Genomic DNA, 21,638 nt, shown 5'->3' on the forward strand with positions numbered 1-21,638 from the left:
ATTTTAATTGGCGCTATTTGTAAAAAAATCCTTACTTTTTGCAAAAGTAAGGATCTGATTGAGAGCTAAGTGCGGCTTTAGACGAGGATTAAAAACTAAAGAAATTTCAACCGCACTTTTCTATTTTTACCCTTAATAAAGAATACGCGTACGAATCGTACCTTCGATTTCTTTTAGTCTATGTAACAGAGAGTGTGCATCTTCCGTTTCCACATCGATAACCACATAACCGATTTGCGGATCTGTCTGTAGGTATTGTGCGGCGATATTAATATTTTCATCCACAAAAACCTGGTTGATTTTATTCAATATCCCCGGGCGATTAGCATGGATATGCAGCAGACGTTTGGTTCCATGATGTTCCGGTAAGGAAACTTCCGGAAAGTTGACCGCCGATAAAGTGGAGCCGTTATCGGAATATTTCACGAATTTGCTTGCCACTTCGGTGCCGATATTTTCCTGTGCTTCCGATGTGGAACCGCCGATATGAGGGGTAAGAATAACGTTATCAAATTTGCGCAGCGGCGATTCGAATACTTCGCCGGCCGATGCCGGTTCCTGTGGAAATACGTCAATGGCGGCACCGCGAATTTTGCCGCTTTCCAATGCTTGCGCCAGTGCATCAATGTCCACTACGGTACCCCGTGCGGCATTAATAAAGATGCAGTCTTGCTTCAGCTGGGCAATACGTTCCGCATTAATCATATTTTTGGTCGAGGCATTTTCCGGTACGTGCAACGAGATAATATCGCAGCTGGAAAGCAATTCCTGCAATGAACCGAGCTGTTGTGCGTTACCTAACGGCAATTTGGTTTCGATATCGTAGAAATAAACATTCATGCCCAGAGATTCGGCAATAATACTTAACTGGGAGCCGATATGACCATAGCCGATAATACCCAGTTTTTTACCACGCACTTCATGAGAACCTACGGCGGATTTATTCCATTCGCCGCGGTGAACCTGTGCATTCGCTTTCGGAATATTGCGCATTAATAACAGAATTTCGCCTAAAACTAATTCGGCAACGGAACGGGTATTGGAAAATGGTGCGTTAAATACGGGGATACCGAGTTTTTCCGCAGCGATTAAATCCACCTGATTGGTGCCGATACAAAAGCAACCCACGGCAATAAGTTTATGTGCATGCTCAAGCACATCGGCGGTTAAATTGGTACGAGAGCGCAGACCGATAAAATGCGCATCTTTAATCGCTTCCTTTAACTCTTCCGGTTCCAGCGCTTTTTTATGATATTCAATATTAGTGTAGCCCGCCGCATGCAGGGTATCCAATGCGCTCTGATGCACCCCTTCCAGTAACAGGAACTTTATTTTTGATTTATCGAGAGAGACTTTAGCTGTCATATTTGCCTTCCTTAATTAATTATTTTTTATTATCAGCGGATAATTTTAGTTCCCTCTGCCGTACCTACAACTACTGTTGCGGCAGAATTCAGGGCGAAGATACCGTTAGTTACGATACCGGCAATATTATTTAAATTTTTTTCCATTTCTACCGGATTCATAATCTTAAAATTATGTACGTCTAAAATAATATTACCGTTATCCGTTACTACGTTTTCACGCCATTCCGGCGAACCGCCAAGCGCCACCAGTTTACGAGCCACTTGGGAGCGTGCCATCGGAATGACTTCCACCGGCAGCGGGAAGGTTGAGCCCAATACATCGACTAATTTGCTTTCATCAACAATACAGATGAAATTTTTTGCCAACGAAGCTACGATTTTCTCACGGGTTAGTGCCGCCCCGCCGCCTTTAATCATCATTTTCTGCGGATTAATTTCATCGGCGCCATCAACATAAATATCCAGTCCCGAAACATCATTGGCGCTGAATACTTCGATCCCCTGCCGAACCAGTAACTGCTCCGAGGCTTTTGAAGCGGCCACGGCACCTTTAATCTGATGGCGCAGGCTACCCAGGGCTTCAATAAAGCAATTCACCGTGGAACCGCTCCCTACGCCGACGATAGTATCAGGTTTAACAAATTGTAATGCCGCTTGAGCGGCCGCTTTTTTCATTTCGAGCTGATTCATTTAGGCTGTCCTTTTAGTTAGGAAAACGTTTGCGTAATTACTTTAATACCAATTCTTTATATAAACAAGCCCCGTACAGAAAATATCTCGCCCGTTCTCAGGCGAATATCCCTTGAAGAGCGACGGAAATTTAACTAGTCATCGGTTAAAAACAGTTCAAGCAGTTCGTTCAAAAATAATTTTCCCCGTTCGGTAACCTGCCAGCTATCATCGCTAGTCGTAATATAATTCAGTGCTTCCGCCCGTTTCATTTGCGCCGCCACCTCATGCGAAGATAATCCGGTCAGCTTTTCGAAATCCGACTTCGCCACAGGTTCCAATAAACGAAAACGATTCATAAAAAATTCAAAAGAGCGGTCCTTTTCGGCCACCTTTTTTTCTTCATATAAATATTCGCCGCGCAAATAACCTTTGGGGTGTTTAGTCTTGGAATAGCGAAGAATATCTCCCTCGCGGAAGGTTAATTTGCCGTGCGCGCCGCAACCAATCGCCAAGTAATCGCCGAAACGCCAATAATTCAGGTTATGTGCGCACTGGTAACCGGGTTTGGCATAAGCGGAGGTTTCATATTGCTCATAACCGGCATTTTGCAGCAAGCGATGCCCCTGCTCGAAAATATCCCACAATTGGTCTTCATCGGGCAATCGAGGCGGGCGATAAGCAAACAGGGTGTTCGGCTCTATGGTGAGCTGATACCAGGATAAATGCGGCGGTGCCAATTCAATTGCGCGCTCTAAATCCGCCAGCGCCTGTTCGCAGGTTTGATCGGGCAGGCCGTGCATTAAATCAAGGTTAAAACTGCGTAGGCCGGAAACTTTGGCAAAACCGACCGCTCTTTCCGCTTCCGCTCCGTTGTGGATTCGGCCCAAAGCTTTCAATTTTTGCTCGGAAAAGCTTTGAATCCCCATAGAAATACGATTTACACCGGCCTCAACGTAGCCTTGAAAGCGTTCCGCTTCCGCCGTTCCGGGGTTGGCTTCAAGGGTAATTTCTATTCCCTCGGAAAAAGGGATCTGAGCGCGAATCCCCTTGAGCAGCGACTCAATACTTTGCGCTGAGAATAAACTCGGCGTACCGCCGCCGATAAAAATAGAATGTAACGGCCGTTCCTCTACAGTCTGTCGGTAACGCTGCAGATCCGCCGCCAAATCCGCTAATAGATGCCGAATATAATCCCCTTCCGGAATAATTCCCTTCTGTGCATGGGAGTTGAAATCGCAATAGGGGCATTTCTGCACGCACCAGGGAATATGAATATACAGACTCAGCGGCGGTAACATTAACTGATTAAGCATTTCTTAGTCGGTAACCAATTTGTGTTTTAGCACCGCTAACGCATTGGCGCGATGAGAAATTTTTTTCTTTGCGGCGGTTTCCAGCTCGGCAAAGGTGCAGCCTTGTTGCGGACTGAAAAACAGGCTATCGTAACCAAATCCGTTTTCGCCTCTTTCTTCAAATAAAATGCTGCCGGAACATTCGCCCTCGGCAATCAGCGGCGAAGGATCCTTTTCATGCTGTAACATCACAATACAGCTGACAAATTTGGCCTGTCGCCCTTCAGCAGGAATCCGGGCCATTTCCTGTAATAATTTTGCTCTGTTGCGGGCATCAGCATGCTCGCCGTCCACACCGGCATAGCGCGCGGAATATAAGCCCGGCTCGCCGCCCAGCGCTTTTACCACTAACCCGCTGTCATCGGCAATGGCCGGAAGACCGCTGATTTTTGCCGCATGGCGGGCTTTTAAAATGGCATTTTCCACAAAGGTCAGCCCGGTTTCTTCCGGGCTTTCAATTCCCAATTCCGTTTGTGCCACCACTTCAAAGCCGAAATCCGCCAATACGTCCGACATTTCTTTTACTTTGCCCTGATTACCGGTGGCAAGTACGATTTTCTGTTTCATTCTTATTTCCTGTGTAAATTTCACTTGGCGCCATATACAAAAAATCTGCATGCAAGTATCTCTTGGCAATGCAGATTTTATCTGGTCCGAACTAACGGCGGGAGGTTAAATTAATACCTGAGCCGGTGATACATAACTTTGCGGAACGCTTTCTTTATCCTCAAAGGTTACAAATTCCCAAGCGCTTTGGTTTTCCAGCAAGGCGCGTAACAATTTGTTATTCAGACCATGGCCGGACTTATAGGCTTTGAAATCGCCGATAATGTTATAACCGGACATAAATAAATCGCCGATGGCATCTAGCATTTTGTGTCGCACAAGTTCGTCTTGGAAGCGTAAACCTTCTTCGTTGAGCACACGATAATTGTCCAGTACGATAGCGTTATCCAGACTACCGCCCAAAGCCAATCCACGCGACTGTAGATATTCGATATCCTTCATAAAGGCGAAGGTTCTGGCACGACTGATTTGCTGAACAAATTTCTGCGTGGAGAAATCTAAGCGATAATTACTGAGATTTTTACCGATGGCCGGGTGATCGAAATCAATGGTAAAATCCAGACGGAAACCGTTATAAGGTGATAATTCCGCCCATTTGTCGCCATCTTCAACCCGAATATTGCGTTTTACCCGAATAAACTTCTTGGCGGCATTTTGCTCTTCAATACCCGCATCCAGTAACAGATATACAAACGGGCTGGCGCTACCGTCCATAATAGGAATTTCCGGCGCATCCACTTCGATAATAATATTATCGATGCCTAAGCCCGCCAGTGCCGAATTCAAATGTTCTACGGTGGAAATACGCACGCCTTGGTCATTAACTAATGCGGTACAAAGCATGGTATCCCGTACGGCTTTCGCATCCGCCGTAAAAGAAACCGGCGGGTTAAGATCCGTACGACAATAAATCACACCGGTATTCGGTGCGGCGGGGCGCAGGTTCAGGGTAACTTTATTACCGCTGTGTAAACCCACGCCTGTAACTTTAATGCTTTGTTTTAATGTTCTTTGTTTAAGCATAGTTTTTCTCAATGTATTACATGAATAACATTTATAAATTCGGATTATTTATCGCGCAAAAATGCCGGTTTAAATAAATCATTGTTGCCAAGAGAGCTCGGACGCGCAGGCTGTTCCGCCTGTACCGGCGCCGGATTAGCATTCTGTACGCTCTGGGCTACGCCGGCGGTATTCACCGGACGCTGCGCTACCGGCGACAAAGGTGCGGCGGGATCTTCAATATCGCCGATTCCAGTCGCCACGATGGTTACCCGAATTTCATCAACCATTTCCGGTACTAAGGTGGTACCTACTACGACTGTGGCTTCGTCGGAAGCGAACGCGCGAATAATATCGCCGACCGCATAAAACTCATCCAGTCCTAAATCCATACCGGCGGTAATATTAACCAGCACCCCTTTGGCACCGGATAAATCCACGTCTTCCAACAACGGGCTGGCTACTGCGTCCTGTGCGGCTTTTTCCGCCCTGCCATCACTTACCGATCCTTGAGCCACACCGGCCCCCATCATCGCACGTCCCATTTCGGACATAACCGTTCTCACATCGGCAAAGTCCACATTAATCAGACCCGGAGAGGTGATCATATCGGAAATACCGGTTACCGCATTACGCAGAATATCGTTGACGGCGGAGAACGCCTGTACCAGGGTGGTAGTTTTACCCAGTACTTTTAACAGTTTTTCATTAGGAATAATAATCAGAGAGTCTACATGTTTGGATAATTCTTTAATCCCCAGTTCGGCAAAAGCCATACGCTTTTTACCTTCAAAGGAGAAAGGTTTGGTTACCACCGCAACGGTGAGAATACCCAGTTCTTTCGCCACCTGAGCAACAATAGGCGCCGCTCCCGTACCCGTACCGCCACCCATACCTGCGGCGATAAAAACCATATCGGCGCCTTCCAACATGGCGCGGATGGCTTCCTGGTCATCTTCCGCCGCTTTGCGCCCTACATTCGGATTGGCGCCTGCACCAAGACCTTTAGTAGTCGCCGCACCGATTTGAACCGTTTGCTGTACGATACTCTTGCGTAATGCCTGAGCATCTGTATTGACGGCGTAGAAAATAATTTCTCCGTGTTCATCACTGGCAATTGAGTTATCCCCGACTAAGGTTCCGCCGTTGGTAATCATATTGCTCACCATATGGTTCACCGCATTACCGCCGCCACCGCCGACACCTACGACTTTAATCAGCGTGCGGCCGATCTCATCGTCAAATCCATATTCAACTGGTTCAAACATTTGTACTCTCCGTCATGCCAGATATGCTCTAACACTCAATAATCCTAAATTTTTCCTATTGTAGATTAAAAATGCAAATTATCAAAATTCTGACTTCACTTTATTTGCAATTTTTTTCATTTTTCCCCAAAGAGAACCGAACAGGCCGCTATCCGAACCCTGACCGCCGAATCCCGGGGTCGATTCGTCTTCATTATGATGGCTGTACTGCAATAACCCCAGCACCGTGGCATACTGCGGCTTATTAACGTAATCCGTTAAGCCGGTAATATTCAGCGGATTACCGATGCGAACATGAGAACCGAAAATCTCGCTCGCGCATTTTGCAATACCTTCCATCTGCGAACTACCGCCGGTTAAAACAATACCGGCGATAAGATCCTGTTTGATTCCTTTCATCGTAAGTTCGTTACGTAACTGCGCCAGCTCATTTTCCACCACCTGCAATAAATCGCCGTAACAACGGGAGGTTACCTCGACAATCTGAGCCTTGGTAAAGGTTCTTGGGGTACAACCGCCCAATCCCGCCACTTCGATTTTTTTCTTGTGCAATTGCTCCGCCTGTTCCGGCGTAGGGTTCACCGCATTGCCGTAGTTGATCTTAACGCTTTCCGCTTCGTTTCTTGAAGTGGTCAGGCTCTGGGCGACATAATCGGTAATAGTATTACCGCCGTAAGGTATTACCTTACTGAAACGCAGCGCACCGTTGGTATACACCATAATATCCATGGAGCCGCCGCCGAAATCGATCATACAAACGCCCAGATCCTTTTCGTCCTCGGTTAGCACGGAATAGGTAGAGGCTAAGCCGGAAAAAACGATTTGATCCACTTTCAGACCGCAGGTTTCCACCGCTTTCTGCAGATTATTCAACCATGCCTGATGGCAGGCGATAAGATGAGCTTGGGCTTTTAAACGCACCCCCTGCAAACCGAGCGGATTTTTAATGTTTTGCTGTTTATCCACGGCATATTCCTGCGGAATCACGTGCAGCAAAGACAGGCCTTCCGGTAGTTTTACCGAACTTGCCGTATGCATGGCGGAATCAATTTCCTCCTGGGTAACCTCGCCTTCGGCGATAGGGACGAAGCCGCTTTCGTTCAGGCTTTGAATATGCTCGCCGGTAATGGCTAGGGTAACCGACATAATCTGGCAATCGGCAACGGATTCCGCCGCCTCGATGGCACGCTGGATAGAATTAACTACCGCCGCCAGGTCGGTAATACTGCCTTTATCGATTCCTTTAGAGGGACAGCTCCCCACGCCGAGTACGTTAACCACACCGTCGGGTAATACTTCGCCGACCACGGCAACCACCTTAGAAGTTCCAACTTCTAAGCCCACGATAGTTTTTGATTCCACAATTTTCGCCATTTTTTTATTTCACAGTATTATATTTAATTCTTGCGCTGCAACGCTATTCGTCAATATCGGTAAAACTGACTGCGGCGCCGACCTTATATCTCAAATCCACATAAGCGATTTTTTTACCCTCGGGAATTTCGATTTGCGGATAAATGGTCATAAAGCGATCGATTTTAGATTGCCATTCTCCCCGCCCCAGCTTCAGGGTAATTCCGCTATCCAGTACCAACTCCCAAGAGCCGCGTTCATCGATAGAAAGCGCTTTTAAACCCATTCCTTTCGATTTCAGTTCGTTAAAGAGCCGGTTCCAGGCGGATAATACGGTGAGACTCTGGTAGTCCGGACCGAATAGCCGAGGTAAATTGGTTTCTTTCAGTTTATCCGCCGGCAAATTGAATACCACGCCGTCGGCGGCCAGGAACTGATTATCGTTCCAGAAAGCAACGGGCGTATATTCCGCCACCCAGATACTTAGTCTGTCAGGCCAGATTTTTCTTACCACCGCCCCTTTAATCCAAGGCATCGACTGAATCTGCTGACGCACAATTTCCGTATCCTGACCGAAAAATCCCTTCAGTTCGCCCATTTTTAGAATCATATCGCGAACATCGGAATGTGCGGTAAACTGGGGGGAACCTAACAGGGCAAAAGAACTGATGGGTCTATCGTCCAGTTTATCCAACAGGCTCTGCCAGTTAGCATAGGTATAATAAAGCACGCCAACGCATAATAGCACAAGTAGAGGTTTAATTTGCACAAAAACTCTTGCTTTCGGCTCATTAATCTTCAGATTATTTTGTGTCGTTTTGCGTTTTATTACGGCCATTAAACACTCAGCTCCAGAATTTTCTCAACCAGGTCTTCAAAAATATAACCGACCTGAGATGCGGATTTAGGGAACAGACTATGACTTGTCATACCCGGCGTAGTATTCACTTCCACCAAACGGAAATTTCCCTCGCTGTCGGTCATGACATCGATTCGGCTCCAGCCCCGACAACCCACCGCATCATAAGCCCGTTTAACCAGTTTCCGCAGTTCCGCTTCCTTTGCTTCGCTCAAGGGCGCGGGACAAAGGTATTGGGTATTATCGGAAATATATTTGGCTTGGTAATCGTAAAATTCGCCTTCGGGAATAATCTGAATTGCCGGTAATACCTGGTTATCCAATACCGGAACCGTAAGTTCTATCCCGTCCAACCATTCTTCGATCAATACCGTATCATCATGGCGCAAGGCTAAATCCACCGCCGCTTTCAGTTCTTCCAGCGCTTTAACCTTGGTTAATCCCACGCTGGATCCCTCGCGCGAAGGCTTCACCATCAACGGCAGACCTAAACGTTCGACTACGGCCTGCGGATTTAGTTCTGCCGCATTGGCGGCGGTAACGATTTCCATATCCGCAATGGGCAGGCCGAAGCCTTTCCACAACATTTTAGTCCGCAGTTTATCCATGGTCAGTGAAGAGGCCATAACTCCGCAGCCGGTATAAGGCAAACCGATTTGCTCTAACAGGCCCTGCATTGTTCCGTCTTCCCCGCCGCGGCCGTGCAGAATATTAAACACGCGCTCGAATCCCTGTTCTTTCAAATCCATCACGGAGGTTTGCTGAGGATCTATGGCATAAGCATCATATCCCCGATTGCGCAGCGCCTGCAAAACCGCACTGCCTGAATTTAAGGATACTTCTCGTTCGGCGGAAGTTCCGCCCAATAATACGGCAATTTTCTGTTGTTTTAATGCTTTCATGTTAGTTATCCGGCTTTTACTGTATCTACCGACAGAATGATTATTCTGTCCACTGCTCCGCCAGTTGACGGGAAAGTTTACTTACGTCCCCCGCCCCCTGGGCTAAAATTAAATCTCCGTCCTGCAGAATCTGATCCATTACTTCCGCCAACTGAGCCTGTTCGGAAACCAAAATTGGATCCACTTTACCCAGGGTTCGGATGGAACGACATAAGGCGCGGCTGTCCGCACCGGCAATCGGCGCTTCGCCGGCGGCATAAACGTCCAACATAATCAATGCGTCCACTTTGGACAGCACGCGTACGAAATCATCGAATAAATCTCGGGTTCTGGAGTAACGATGAGGCTGAAATATCATAACGATACGTTTATTTTCCCAACCCCGGCGCGCCGCCTCAATAGTTACTTCCACTTCGGTTGGGTGGTGGCCGTAATCGTCCACCAGCATTACCTTACCGTTCGGGCGGATAAATTCGCCCAATTGATCGAAACGGCGTCCGGCTCCTTGGAAATCCGCCAGTGCGGCTAAAATAGCTTCATTCCCAATACCTTCTTCTTTGGCTACGGCCAGTGCCGCCGTGGCATTTAGGGCATTATGTCGACCCGGTACGTTCAATAATATCTCAATGCGCTCGCCGCTCGGCGTAATTACGCTGTAATGGCCCTGAAAACCGGTTTGTTCGTAATTTTCTATCCGATAGTCCGCCTCTTGGCTAAAACCGTAGGTAATCACCTGACGTCCGACTTTCGGAATCAATTCGGTCAGTACCGGATCATCCGCGCACATTACCGCCAGCCCGTAGAAAGGTAAATTATGGAGGAAATTAACATAGGTCTGCTTCATTTCCTCAAAATTACCATGATAGGTATCCATATGGTCTGGCTCAATATTGGTAACCACCGAAACCATAGGTTGTAGGTGCAGGAAAGAGGCGTCGCTTTCATCGGCCTCCGCAATCAGATAGCAACTGTTACCCAAATGGGCGTTAGTACCGGCAGATTTGACCAAACCGCCGTTAACAAAGGTGGGATCCAGCCCCGCTTGCGCATAAATCATTGAAATCATTGCCGTAGTGGTAGTTTTACCATGGGTACCTGCAATGGCGATGCCATGTCGAAAACGCATAATCTCCGCCAACATTTGTGCGCGTTGAATTACCGGGATACGTTTCTCATGGGCGGCGACCACCTCAAGGTTATCCGCTTTAATCGCACTGGAAACCACAACTACACTGGCGTTTTCCACATTTTCCGGCGCATGACCGAAATAAATTTTGGCGCCCAGAGCGGACAAACGATTGGTAACCGCATTCTGATTAATATCGGAACCGGTGATTTTATAACCTTTATTCAACAGGACTTCCGCAATCCCTCCCATACCGGCACCGCCGATACCGACAAAATGAATCTGATTTACCCGACGCATACCGGGAACCGTATTCCCTTGAGGTAAGCAGGCTTGTTTTTTATTATTCGTCATCTTCTTTTTTCCGTTTTGCGCTGTAGCACCCTTAATTGGCATTCTCAATTATTACTTCGGCAACGCGTTGTGCCGCCTGCGGGGCGGACATTTGCTTCGCCTTAAGGGCCATAGTTAATAATTTGTCGCGATCCAGCCCTTCGAGTAATTTTACAATTACCTCCGCACCAAGATCTTTTTGTTCCACAATCTCCGCCGCACCGGCATCAGCCAAATATCTGGCATTCAAATATTGCTGACGATCCTTATGCTGAAAAGGCACAAAAATCGCCGGCGTTCCAACTGCGGCAAGTTCGCATACGGTCAGTGCGCCGGAGCGACAAATTACGATATCCGCCCAAGCATAAGCCTGTGCCATATCCTCAATAAATTCGGTAATTTTCACATCCGCCCCCGCAGGATAAAGGGAGCTGATACTATCCGCCGCACCTGCGCCCACCTGATGGCGCACCTCCAACCGATCGCCTAAGCGGGCTACCACCTCGGGCATCAACTGGTTCAATACCCGCGCCCCCTGGCTACCGCCAACCACCAATACTCGTAATTTCCCTTCCCGTCCGGCAAAACGAGTCGCAGGATCCGGCATTTCGAATAATGCCCGGCGCACCGGATTACCTACGCTTTCGGCACCGGGAAAAGCGCTCGGAAATGCCTGTAATACCCTTGTGGCAATTTTGGCCAACCACACATTGGTCAGCCCCGCCACCGCATTCTGTTCATGCAGAATCACAGGTACGCCGCAAAGCTTGGCGGCAACCCCGCCCGGGCCGGAAACATATCCGCCCATTCCCAATACCGCATCGGGCCGCTGACGGCGAATAATCCCATGTGCCTGGATAATGGCGCGCAAAATAGCGAAAGGCGCCCCTAGCAATGCTTTAATCCCCTTGCCGCGTAAGCCGGAAATACGGATAAATTCGATGGGAATACCGTATTTCGGCACCAACTGGGCCTCCATACGATCTCGGGTGCCGAGCCAGCAAATATCCCAACCCAATTTCTGCAAATATTGCGCCACCGCAATAGCAGGAAATACATGGCCGCCGGTTCCGCCCGCCATCACTAATAATTTTTTTCGTTGTTCAGACACTTTTTATCCTTTATTCAATCCGTACGGAAATATCCTCAATCGTCGCGTAACCGGGCTTGGCCGCCGCGCATCAGCCGATTCTCATGATCGATACGCAACAATACGGCAATACTTACCGCCATAATCACCAAACTGGAGCCGCCGTAACTTATCAGCGGGAAAGTCAGCCCTTTGGTGGGTAATAAGCCCAGCGACATTCCCAGGTTAACAAAGCCCTGGAAAAAAATCCAAAATCCGATACCGAACGCAAAAAAACCTTTAAAACGCTGTTCCAGCAGCAATGACTCCCGTCCGATTTTCAGGGCGCGAAAAACCAGTAACCCGAGCAGCAAAATAATGATCATAATCCCCACGAAACCGAACTCTTCGCCCACAATAGCCATTACAAAGTCCGTATGCGCTTCGGGCAAATATTCCAACTTCAGAATCGAATTGCCTAATCCTCTACCCCAGAATTCACCGCGCCCAAATGCCATTAGGGAATTGGAAAGCTGAAATCCCGTACCGAAAGGGTCTTGAAAAGGATCCATAAAGCCGGTTAAACGCTTCAGACGATAAGCGGAGGAAAGAACTAAAAATACAAATAGGAATACGCCGATACCCAGTAATCCGATAAACTGTAGAATATGCGCCCCGACAATAAACAGCAGCCCGAAGGTAATCACAAAGAGTACGACGGTACTCCCCAAATCCGGCTGCATAAGTAGAAACACGCCCAGTACGGCCACCACGATAAAAGGTTTAGCCGCACTAAGTTTGCGGCTGCGCACTTCATCGTAACGACGGGTAAAATAGCTGGATAAAAAACAAATCAGCGCCAATTTGGCAAATTCCGCCGGCTGAAAGTTAAATATAACGATGGGAATCCAACGTCGGGCGCCGTTTACCGATTTCCCGATACCGGGGATCGCCACCAGAATCAATAAAATAATCGCAATAAAGAAAATGCGCACATGCCATTTTTCCCACTTATCCATGGGAATATGCAAAAAGAAATAACAGGCGAAAAAAGACAATACCAGATATAAGGCATCTCGCTTGGCAAAATGGAAAGGGTCGTCAAACAGTCTTGTTCCTACCGGAATAGAGGCGGAGGTTACCATAATAAAACCGATAAACAACAACAGAATAAACAACCACAATAAGGCGCGATCATATAGCAGGCTGTTCGGCGCCACAGTAACCCAGCGTCGGTAATTCTCTTTAATACTCGTTAAAAAATCCATGTATGCAACCCGTTAATTCCGTTCAGCCCGCTAATTTAGCCAGACGGGTAAATTCCTGCCCGCGCTGTTCAAAACTATCGAACTGATCCAAGCTTGCGCAAGCCGGCGATAACAACACCATATCGCCCTGACGCAAATGCGGGCGCAGACTTTCAATCGCCTGCGCCATGGTTTCAAATAATCGGCTTTGAGCGGACAAACGTGCCAATTGCTGCCCGTCCCGACCGAAACAATAACAATAAATGTTCGGTTTATTAATTAACCCGCTCAATTCGGAAAAATCCGCACCTTTTCCATCGCCGCCGAGCAACAAGTATAAATTGCCCTCGGTCTGTAATCCGTTCAATGCCGCAACGGTACTGCCGACATTGGTAGCTTTAGAATCATTCACCCAACGTACGCCGCGGGAGAAATGCACCAACTGGAAACGATGCTCCAAGCCGGCGAAACTGCGCAATGCGGCGCGAATCCCTTCCATATTTACGCCCGCAGCCTGTGCCAGTGCAATGGCCGCCAAGGCATTCATATAATTATGGCGCCCCACCAGTTTTATTTCGTCGCAAGGCAAAATCACTTCGCCCCTTGCCATTAAGCAAAGTTTTCCTTGTTGCCGGCTCAGACAATAATCCCCCTCAGATCCGCCGAAGCTGTATTCCCGTGCGGCGCTGCACAAGCCCTCTTCTCGACTGAGGCGGTCTTCGGCATTTACAATCGCCGTGCCGCAGCCATGATAGATTTTTAACTTCGCCTGACGGTATTCCTCCAAATCTTTGTAACGGTTCATATGATCTTCCGAAATATTCAGTACCGTAGCCGCCGTGGCTCGCAAACCGTAGGTTGTTTCTAACTGAAAACTGGACAACTCCAGCACATAAAGATCCGCCGGCCGATTAAGTAGCGATAAGGCGGGAATACCTATATTGCCGCCCATACCGACCTTTAAGCCCGCAGCTTTCGCCATTTCCGCAACCAGCGTAGTTACCGTACTCTTTCCGTTCGAGCCGGTAATCGCCACTATCGGCTTATCCGCCTCACGACAAAATAATTCGATATCGCCGATAACCTCAATGCCCGCCTGCAGTGCGGTCTGAATTTGCTCGGTTTTTAAAGCGACTCCCGGACTGCTGACGATAAGATCGCTGTTTAACAACCAGTCTTGGTTTAACCCGCCCTTGTAAATGGGAATATCCTTTGCCAAGGCTTCCGCGCCGGCCGGTTGCGGGCGCGTGTCCATCACGTAAACCTCGGCGCCTTGCGCACGCAAAAAATCAACACAGGATAAACCGGTTTTACCCAAACCTATAACAGTTACCTTTTTGCCTTGATAGCGCATAATCATTCCTTATCTGAGCTTTAAAGTTACCAATCCCAGCAGAACGAGCATCAGGGAAATAATCCAGAAACGGATTATTACGCGCGGTTCCGGCCAGCCTTTCAATTCGTAATGGTGATGGATCGGCGCCATTTTAAAGATACGCTTCTTGCGTAATTTATAGGAACCGACCTGTAAGATCACGGAAACCGTTTCCATTACAAACACGCCGCCCATAATCACCAACAGAAATTCCTGCCGCACCAATACCGCAACGGTGCCTAATGCGCCGCCCAGTGCCAAAGAGCCCACATCGCCCATAAACACCTGCGCCGGATAGGTATTAAACCAAAGAAAACCCAGACCGGCGCCCACAATGGCGGTGCAGAATACCACCAGCTCCGAACTGAATTTTATGTAAGGAATATACAGATATTTGGAAATTTCAATATTTCCCGTTGCCCAGGCGATAAGCGCAAAGGCTCCGGCGACGAAAACCGTGGGCATAATCGCCAGACCGTCCAAGCCGTCGGTCAAATTCACCGCATTACTGGTTCCTACAATGACAAAATAAGCCAGAATAATATAAAACAGCCCGAGCTGCGGCATAATATCTTTGAAAAAAGGCACTACCAGTTTGGTAGCTTCCGTATCTTTTCCTACTGCATACATACCGAATACGGCAATCAATGCCACCAGGGAAAGCCAGAAATATTTCCAACGCGCCACTAAGCCGTCGGTATTTTTACGCGTAATCTTGCGATAATCGTCTACAAAACCTATGGCGCCGTATCCCAGCAATACAAACAGACTGAACCAGATATAGGGATTGGCTAAATTGCCCCATAACAAGGTGCTGAGAGTAATGGAAAACAGGATCATCACCCCGCCCATAGTTGGCGTACCCCGTTTGCTGAAATGACTTTCCGGCCCGTCATTACGCACTTCCTGACCAAATTTCAATAACTGCAAGCGGCGAATCACCTTAGGCCCGATTAACAGGGAAACCACAAGTGCGGTCAGCAAAGCCAGTACGGCTCTGACCGAAAGGTAAGAAATCACATGAAAACTGCTGTAATAGCGTTCTAAAAATTCAGCCAGCCAGACTAACATACAAAATTATCCTTTAATATTTCTATGACTTGTTCCATCTTCATGCTGCGTGATCCCTTAGCCAATAACACCACGCGCTGATTATTATCTAATTTCTCTTTGATTACATCACTCAGGTAGGCGGCCATTCCGACTTTATCGGTAAAATGAATACCGCGACAGGCCATAGCGATAGGTGCGCTTTTGCGTCCGAAACTGGCCACCAGATCCAATTGAGCCTGTTGGGCAAACTCAGCTACCTGTTGATGGCAGCTGCGGCTATTCTCGCCCAACTCCGCCATATCGCCCACCACTAAAATCCGGAAAGCTTTATATTGACGTAATACGCTGATGGCGGATTTTAGCGAATCCACATTGGCATTATAGGTATCATCCAGTAACAATAAATTCCGGCAAGGACGAATGGGAAACAGGCGTCCCTTCACCTGAGTTTTATGTTCCAGTCCCCCTTTAACCTCCGCTAAAGAAGCGCCGACGCTCATGGCCAGTGCGGCGGCGGCCAGTGCGTTACTGACATTATGCGCGCCCAAATAAGGCAGCTCAATTAGGGTTTCCCCCGCAGGGCTATGTAAAATAAAAGTTGCGCCGTTTTCGCTAATCTTCACCTCTCGGGCATAATAATCCGCCTTAGGATTATGGGCGGAGAAGGAGCATACCTTACGCCCGTCAATTTCTTTTCCCCAACCGGTATTTCCCGTATTCGGCAAATAATGGCAATCCAAATTAATCAGAGCAATTCCGTCCGGCGGCAAACCGCGGTAAATTTCGCCTTTCGCCCTGGCGACGCCTTCAATACTGCCAAAACCTTCCAGATGTGCGGGCGCCACATTATTCACCAGCGCAACATTCGGCTGCACCAAATCCGTGCTATAGGCGATCTCCCCCTGATGATTGGCGCCCAGTTCAATCACCGCAAAGCGATGCGCCGGGTTCAGGCGCAGTAATGTCAGAGGAACGCCGATATCATTATTAAAATTGCCCTGGGTAAAGAGTACCTGCGACGGATCCTGTGCAGTATGCTGCAAAATCGCCGCGGTCATTTCTTTGACCGTGGTTTTTCCGGAAGAACCCGTTATGGCTACGGTGAGCGGATTAATTTCCCGACGCAGCCAATGGGCCAGTTGTCCCAGTGCCAAACGGGTATCTTTAACGATAATCTGAGGCAACGCAATATCGCAAGCCTGCTGAACCACTAAGGCGCAACAACCTGCGGCGGCCGCTGCACAAACATAATCATGGCCATCGAAATTCTCCCCTTTCAGGGCAAAAAATAACCCCTTTTCAACCTTCTGCCGAGTATCTGTACTGATATTTTCAACTTCGACATCGGCGCTTCCGACCAGGGTTGCGCCTAAAATTTCCGCCACTTGGGCGATGTTTAATTTAATCATTCTGCTATCCGCGGAACGGACGTTGCCCGTTCGGTTATAAGTATTTTGCGGCACATTCCTGATCGGAAAAATGCTGTTTTTCCGTGCCGATAATCTGATAGTCTTCATGACCTTTTCCGGCGATTAAAATCACATCGCCAGCAGCCGCACTTTCAATGGCGGTTTTAATAGCCTGTTCGCGCTGATGAACAACTGTTACTTTTTCCGGGGCGGAAAAACCGGCGCAAATATCCGCCATAATCCCTTTCGGATCCTCTGTACGCGGGTTATCGTCGGTAGTTATCACATGATCCGCCAGCTTTTCGGCGATCTCCGCCATCAGCGGACGCTTGCCGCGATCCCGATCGCCGCCGCAGCCGAATAGGCACCATAATGCGGAACGGCAATGTAAACGCGCTGCCTGTAGCGCTTTTTCCAACGCATCCGGCGTATGCGCATAATCCACTATTACCGTCGGCCCCTGCGAGGAGGCAATTCTTTCCATGCGCCCGCAAACCCCTTGCAGATGCGCTGCCGTTCGGATCAAAGCCGATAACTCATAACCCAACGCCAACAAGGTGGCCAGTGCCAGCAATAAATTACTCACGTTAAAGGCGCCGATTAAGCTGCTCTGCAAATGCCCCTGTCCCCAGGAGGAATCAAACTCAATAAGCGCTCCCCGCTCGCTAAAGCGAACAGCCTTCGCCTGCAACCAACGCTGATTAGCTGGCTTAAATTCCGCCCGGCTGCTGACCGCTACCGCATCGGGAAATTCCCTTAACCAACGACAACCGATCTCATCATCCGCATTGATGATCTTACAGGCGCAGTCCAACTCCGCAAACAGACGTTTTTTAGCAGCGGCATAGTTTTCCATGCTGTGGTGGTAATCCAGATGATCACGGCTCAGGTTGGTAAAAATCCCTGCGGCAAAATGCAGCGCTTCCACCCGGTGCTGCACCAATCCGTGAGAAGATACCTCAATAGCGGCGAAATCCGCTCCGCTACAAACAAAACGGCTCAACGAAGATTGAATTTCTACGGCGGAAGCGGTGGTATTCTCCGCCGCTTTCACTTCACCCAATAAACCGTTACCTATGGTTCCCATTACGGCGGATTTATGCCCGAGCAGGGTCGACCATTGGGCCAACAACTGGGATACCGTCGTTTTACCGTTGGTTCCCGTTACCCCGACCAAACGCAGTTTATCACTGGGCGAATCATAAAACTCGCCGGCCAAACGAGACAGGTTTTCAGCCAGGCGGAAATAAGAGAGTACCGGAACTTCATTTTGAAGCCGGACTTGTAAATGTTGTTCCGCTTCGTCGCATTCGGCGATAACCGCCGCCGCGCCGGCTTCAATCGCCTGTGCAATATATTGCCGCCCGTCGCGGCTATGCCCCTTCACGGCAACGAAAAGACAGCCGGCCTTTACGCAGCGGCTGTCCATAGTCATATCCTCAACTCGGATATGCTCTAATAAATGCCGTTCCCCGAAAAGAGCGGTCAATTTTCGCATAGTTTTTTCTCTTTATTAATTAATTTGTTTATCCGCCGCTTTAACATCCGGCTTAGCATTCAGACGGACGGTACGTTTTGCCGTTTTATCGCCGCTGACACCATCCGGCGTAATATTATTGGCGCGCAGTGCGTAGCTCATAATGGAAGAAAATACCGGGGCGGAAACCGCTCCGCCGTAATACTGTCCGGCTTTCGGATCGTCGATCAGGATCACCAGTGCAAAACGCGGATCGCTGGCCGGCGCCAGACCTGCGGTATAAGCCATATATTTATCCACATAACGGCCTTTTTCCAACTTCTTCGCCGTTCCGGTTTTAATCGCCACCCGATAACCGTCCACCAGTGCGCGACCGTTTTTAATGGCGACCTTCTCCATCATATTCACCACATCACGGGTAATTTTTTCAGAAAAGATACGATTACCGATAATCGGCGGATCAACTTTGGTCACGGACAGCGGACGATAAATACCAAAGCTGCCCAAAGTAACGTAAGCCCTGACGATTTGCAAAGGCGTGGCGTTAATCCCGTACCCATAGGCTACATTGGCCCGTTCGATATCGGACCAGCGTTTACGATTCGGGTTCAGATAACCGAGCTGCTCCCCGCCTAAGCCCAAATCCGTCGCTCTGCCCAAGCCGGCGCTCTGGTATGTTTCCATTAATGCGCTCGGTGGCATTCTCAGCGCCAGCCGGCTTACGCCGCGGTTACTGGAATTTTCCAGAATTTCATCTAGGGTCTGCTGGGCGCGCGGGGCAACGTCTCTGACTTCGTGGCCGTTCAATACCAAAGGCCCGGTATTAATAATTTCGTTGCGTCGTACCGCACCACGCTGTAAGGCCGTCAGCACGACAAAAGGTTTAATGGTGGAACCCGGTTCAAAGGTATCGGTAACCGCTCGGTTACGCATCACGTCCTCCGGCACCCCTTTGCGTTTATTCGGATTATAGGAGGGAGCATTGGCCATCGCCAGAATTTCTCCGGTACGCACATCCACTAAAATCGCCGTTCCCGATTGCGCTTTGTTGTCTTCCACCGCTTTTTTAATTTCGCGATAAACCATAGATTGCAGTTTCGCATCTATACTCAGGGTTACGTCATGAGCATCATATTTTTTAATATCCGCAATATCTTCTACGATATTACCGTATTTATCCTTACGGTAAGTGCGGGATCCCGGCTTTCCGACCAATAGGGTGTTAAAGCTTTTTTCAATCCCCTCAATCCCGGTATTGTCAATATCGGTAAAACCGAGTAAATGGGCGGTTTCTTCCCCGCGCGGATAAAAACGGCGCGCATCGTTTTTCAGTACGATACCGCCGATTTTTAATTTTTTCACATAGTCCGCCACCGTCGGCGTAACCTGACGGGCAAGATATTCAAAGCGGGATTTAGGATTCTTCTCTATCCGCTTCACCAAATCCTTGTAGCTGAGTCCCAAGGCCTCGGCAAGCGCTTTCCAACGCTCTTTATCCTGTAGCCCGTTTTCTTTCAAAATCAGCATAGGATCGGCGATCACGGAATGCATAGGGACGCTAACCGAAAGCAACTGACCGTTACGATCCAGAATGGAACCGCGAATGGACTGAATTTCCTGAGTGCGCAGCGAACGCTTATCCGCCTCGTTGCTCAGGGTTTCCACATTGATAATCTGTACATAGGCGGCACCGGCCATCAGGGTGAACAGACCGAGAAAAATAAAGGTAACCGCCCAGCGGTAGCGGCCTTTCAGAAAACTGTTTTTATAGCAAACTTTCGCTTTAACCGATTTTTCCGCCACCCCGAGTCTTTTTACCGCGGGCTTCGGTTTTATCGGTTTTTTGGATGAATTGAATTTAACCATAACAAATCGTCCCTATTCCAAAATCACGACTTCCTGATCGCTTTCAACATGTTTCATGCCCAGTTTGACCGTCGCAATAGCTTCAATCCGGGTATTATCGCTTTGTGTCGTTTCTTCCAGTTTTAAATTTAGAAATTCGTTTTCCAGCGCCTGCTTTTCAAAGGTCAGCTCGCCTTTTTCAGAAACTAAAGCACGGGTTTTATGGGTCATCCAGACCGTTCCTATTCCGGTCAGCACAATGGAAAAGAGCAGCACCAAAGCCAACTTATTGGTACTGAACAAATCCTCAATAACAATGTGTTGTAAGGGATATCTTTCGCTATTAAATAACATATTCCTTTCCCCTAACCGATTCTCTGCGCCACTCTCAGCACCGCACTGCGCGCGCGAGGATTTATCGCCGTTTCCCGTTCACCGGCACGAATGGCTTTGCCGATGCTTTTCAGGGTTTGATTACGCTGAATCTGATCCTCGCGCAGCGGTAACCCTTTCGGGAGCGCCTCGCCTTGGCTTTGTTTGCGGATAAACTGTTTCACCATACGATCTTCCAAAGAATGGAAGCTGATAACAGATAGCCGTCCCTGCGGCGCCAATACCTTTAATGCGCCCTTTAGCACCCCTTCCAGTTCTTCCAACTCGGCATTAATAAAAATACGAATCGCCTGGAAACTGCGGGTAGCGGGATGTTTGTGCTTATCTTTAAAGGGAATGCTGCGTGCAATCAGTTCCGCCAGCGCTAAGGTGCGGGTCAACGGCGGATGCTCGCCTGCCGCCGCAGCCTTATTATAAGCGACAATGGCGCGGGCAATTCTGGCGGCAAAACGTTCTTCGCCGAATTCTTTTAAAACCCAGGTTAAATCCGCTTCCGATACCTGTTGCAGCCATTGGGCGGCGGACAATCCTTTCGAGCTGTCCATGCGCATATCCAGCGGTCCGTCTTTCATAAAGCTGAATCCCCGTTGGGCATCGTCAAGTTGCGGCGAAGATACGCCGAGATCGAGTAATATCCCGTCGATTTTACCGATCAAACCCAAATCTTCGCAGATATCCGGCAGAGAAGAGAAACTGGCGTGAATAATACTGAAGCGGGGATCCTGAATGCTTTGCGCCTCGGCAATTGCCTGCGGATCACGATCAAAGGCGATTAAACGTCCGTTTTTTCCCAAAAGAGACAGAATCAAACGCGAATGTCCGCCGCGCCCGAAAGTCCCGTCGATATAGATACCGTCTTCTTTCAATGCCAAGCCTTCTACCGCTTCATGTAATAATACGGTAAGGTGGCCGGCGGCGGAAAAAGTTGTTTGTTCGTGCATAAAACAGACTCAAAACTGAAAATAAAAA

The 21,638-nt window shown here is 48.6% G+C and carries 19 protein-coding genes; all 19 read right to left on the minus strand.

Features of this window, described 5'->3' with window-relative positions:
- Positions 1 to 132: 132 nt before the first annotated feature.
- The 19 genes from serA to rsmH all read right to left on the minus strand — a co-directional run bounded on the left by serA (position 133) and on the right by rsmH (position 21,610).
- A complete protein-coding gene (serA, locus tag EDC45_RS05210) occupies positions 133 to 1,365 on the minus strand; it encodes a phosphoglycerate dehydrogenase (RefSeq protein WP_133544177.1) in 1,233 nt (410 codons plus the stop codon).
- 32 nt (positions 1,366 to 1,397) lie between these two features.
- Positions 1,398 to 2,057 carry a ribose-5-phosphate isomerase RpiA gene (rpiA, locus tag EDC45_RS05215; protein ID WP_133544179.1) on the minus strand — a complete coding sequence of 220 codons (660 nt, stop codon included), beginning with the start codon at positions 2,055 to 2,057 and terminating at the stop codon, positions 1,398 to 1,400.
- A gap of 134 nt (positions 2,058 to 2,191) precedes the next feature.
- Positions 2,192 to 3,352: a radical SAM family heme chaperone HemW gene (gene hemW / locus EDC45_RS05220; RefSeq protein WP_133544182.1), complete on the minus strand. Its 1,161-nt coding sequence runs from the start codon at positions 3,350 to 3,352 to the stop codon at positions 2,192 to 2,194.
- Positions 3,353 to 3,355: 3 nt separating this feature from the next.
- Positions 3,356 to 3,958 carry an RdgB/HAM1 family non-canonical purine NTP pyrophosphatase gene (gene rdgB / locus EDC45_RS05225; protein ID WP_133544184.1) on the minus strand — a complete coding sequence of 201 codons (603 nt, stop codon included), beginning with the start codon at positions 3,956 to 3,958 and terminating at the stop codon, positions 3,356 to 3,358.
- A 105-nt stretch (positions 3,959 to 4,063) separates the two neighbouring features.
- Positions 4,064 to 4,981: a UDP-3-O-acyl-N-acetylglucosamine deacetylase gene (gene lpxC / locus EDC45_RS05230; protein WP_133544186.1), complete on the minus strand. Its 918-nt coding sequence runs from the start codon at positions 4,979 to 4,981 to the stop codon at positions 4,064 to 4,066.
- Positions 4,982 to 5,025: 44 nt separating this feature from the next.
- Entirely contained in the window at positions 5,026 to 6,228 is a 1,203-nt protein-coding gene (gene ftsZ, locus EDC45_RS05235; RefSeq protein WP_133544188.1) for a cell division protein FtsZ, read from the minus strand.
- A gap of 81 nt (positions 6,229 to 6,309) precedes the next feature.
- Complete coding sequence (gene ftsA, locus EDC45_RS05240) at positions 6,310 to 7,602, minus strand: cell division protein FtsA (RefSeq protein WP_133544190.1); 1,293 nt, start codon at positions 7,600 to 7,602, stop codon at positions 6,310 to 6,312.
- Positions 7,603 to 7,645: 43 nt separating this feature from the next.
- Positions 7,646 to 8,419: a cell division protein FtsQ/DivIB gene (locus tag EDC45_RS05245; RefSeq protein WP_133544192.1), complete on the minus strand. Its 774-nt coding sequence runs from the start codon at positions 8,417 to 8,419 to the stop codon at positions 7,646 to 7,648.
- On the minus strand, positions 8,419 to 9,342 hold the full coding sequence (locus EDC45_RS05250; protein ID WP_133544194.1) for a D-alanine--D-alanine ligase: 924 nt from the start codon (positions 9,340 to 9,342) through the stop codon (positions 8,419 to 8,421). Before EDC45_RS05250 ends, EDC45_RS05245 begins: the two co-directional genes overlap by 1 nt.
- A 40-nt stretch (positions 9,343 to 9,382) precedes the next feature.
- A complete protein-coding gene (gene murC, locus EDC45_RS05255) occupies positions 9,383 to 10,822 on the minus strand; it encodes a UDP-N-acetylmuramate--L-alanine ligase (RefSeq protein WP_133544196.1) in 1,440 nt (479 codons plus the stop codon).
- Positions 10,823 to 10,853: 31 nt separating this feature from the next.
- Complete coding sequence (gene murG, locus EDC45_RS05260) at positions 10,854 to 11,912, minus strand: undecaprenyldiphospho-muramoylpentapeptide beta-N-acetylglucosaminyltransferase (protein ID WP_133544198.1); 1,059 nt, start codon at positions 11,910 to 11,912, stop codon at positions 10,854 to 10,856.
- A gap of 35 nt (positions 11,913 to 11,947) precedes the next feature.
- Positions 11,948 to 13,138: a putative lipid II flippase FtsW gene (gene ftsW / locus EDC45_RS05265; protein ID WP_133544200.1), complete on the minus strand. Its 1,191-nt coding sequence runs from the start codon at positions 13,136 to 13,138 to the stop codon at positions 11,948 to 11,950.
- Between the two features lie 22 nt (positions 13,139 to 13,160).
- The gene (gene murD / locus EDC45_RS05270; protein ID WP_133544202.1) at positions 13,161 to 14,477 is read right to left on the minus strand and encodes a UDP-N-acetylmuramoyl-L-alanine--D-glutamate ligase; all 1,317 of its coding nucleotides are present in this window, start codon (positions 14,475 to 14,477) and stop codon (positions 13,161 to 13,163) included.
- Between the two features lie 3 nt (positions 14,478 to 14,480).
- Entirely contained in the window at positions 14,481 to 15,563 is a 1,083-nt protein-coding gene (mraY, locus tag EDC45_RS05275) for a phospho-N-acetylmuramoyl-pentapeptide-transferase (RefSeq protein ID WP_133544204.1), read from the minus strand.
- A complete protein-coding gene (murF, locus tag EDC45_RS05280; RefSeq protein WP_133544206.1) occupies positions 15,557 to 16,954 on the minus strand; it encodes a UDP-N-acetylmuramoyl-tripeptide--D-alanyl-D-alanine ligase in 1,398 nt (465 codons plus the stop codon). The genes mraY and murF overlap by 7 nt, the downstream gene beginning before the upstream one ends.
- Before the next feature lie 34 nt (positions 16,955 to 16,988).
- Positions 16,989 to 18,452 carry a UDP-N-acetylmuramoyl-L-alanyl-D-glutamate--2,6-diaminopimelate ligase gene (gene murE / locus EDC45_RS05285; protein WP_133544208.1) on the minus strand — a complete coding sequence of 488 codons (1,464 nt, stop codon included), beginning with the start codon at positions 18,450 to 18,452 and terminating at the stop codon, positions 16,989 to 16,991.
- Positions 18,453 to 18,467: 15 nt separating this feature from the next.
- Positions 18,468 to 20,297 (minus strand): peptidoglycan glycosyltransferase FtsI, encoded by a 1,830-nt coding sequence (gene ftsI, locus EDC45_RS05290; protein ID WP_133544210.1) that lies wholly within the window; start codon positions 20,295 to 20,297, stop codon positions 18,468 to 18,470.
- Positions 20,298 to 20,309: 12 nt separating this feature from the next.
- Entirely contained in the window at positions 20,310 to 20,630 is a 321-nt protein-coding gene (ftsL, locus tag EDC45_RS05295; RefSeq protein ID WP_133544212.1) for a cell division protein FtsL, read from the minus strand.
- An 11-nt stretch (positions 20,631 to 20,641) separates the two neighbouring features.
- Positions 20,642 to 21,610, minus strand: a complete 969-nt coding sequence (rsmH, locus tag EDC45_RS05300) for a 16S rRNA (cytosine(1402)-N(4))-methyltransferase RsmH (RefSeq protein WP_133544214.1) — start codon at positions 21,608 to 21,610, stop codon at positions 20,642 to 20,644.
- Between the last annotated feature and the right edge of the window lie 28 nt (positions 21,611 to 21,638).

It is taken from the genome of Mesocricetibacter intestinalis, from assembly GCF_004363295.1.
Lineage (GTDB): Bacteria > Pseudomonadota > Gammaproteobacteria > Enterobacterales > Pasteurellaceae > Mesocricetibacter > Mesocricetibacter intestinalis.